Source organism: Caballeronia sp. LZ033, assembly GCF_031451265.1.
Lineage (GTDB): Bacteria > Pseudomonadota > Gammaproteobacteria > Burkholderiales > Burkholderiaceae > Caballeronia.
In genome coordinates, this window is sequence record NZ_JARUXQ010000051.1 from 1 (window position 1) to 471 (window position 471).

At 66.2% G+C, this 471-nt stretch carries 1 protein-coding gene; it reads right to left on the reverse strand.

Translation table 11 applies throughout. From position 1 onward, the window contains the following. Window positions 1-103: 103 nt before the first annotated feature. The coding region (locus QCE62_RS35140) for a hypothetical protein (RefSeq protein ID WP_309928032.1) at window positions 104-471 on the reverse strand (368 nt) is incomplete at its 5' end.

Below are 471 nucleotides of genomic sequence, written 5' to 3' on the forward strand. Positions count from 1 at the left end.
GGCGGGCCGTAGTAGAGGGTGCAGAGCGATTTGGGTTCTTCGTCGCTCCGCCCAGTCAACTCTGCTATTGGCCCGTCTCCCTCTTCCATTGGGACGCGGAACCTCACCACAAGAGGGCGAACCCGTGAGCGTCAGAGACACCGCAATCCATTCCCGTCTTCCATCCGAACCACCGCCGTACGCGCGACTCCACGCCGGTCGGTTTGCGACGCCCGAGCGCGCCGCCTTCGCCGCGTGGCGGCGCCCCCTGCATTCGTTCGAGGGGCACTTCGTCGGGCACGTGAGCGCAATCAGCGCATTGCGCGCCGTATCGCGGCGTGATCCTCTCCCGGTCCTGCGCTATGTGCAGGAAGCGCGTGGCTCGATCACCGCACATCGAGACTCGTTTCTCGACATCGTGCGCGTAGGCGGCAAGGTCGGACGACGCGCCGATCAGCTCGCGCCGCTCGCCGAGATCCTCGATACAGCCGG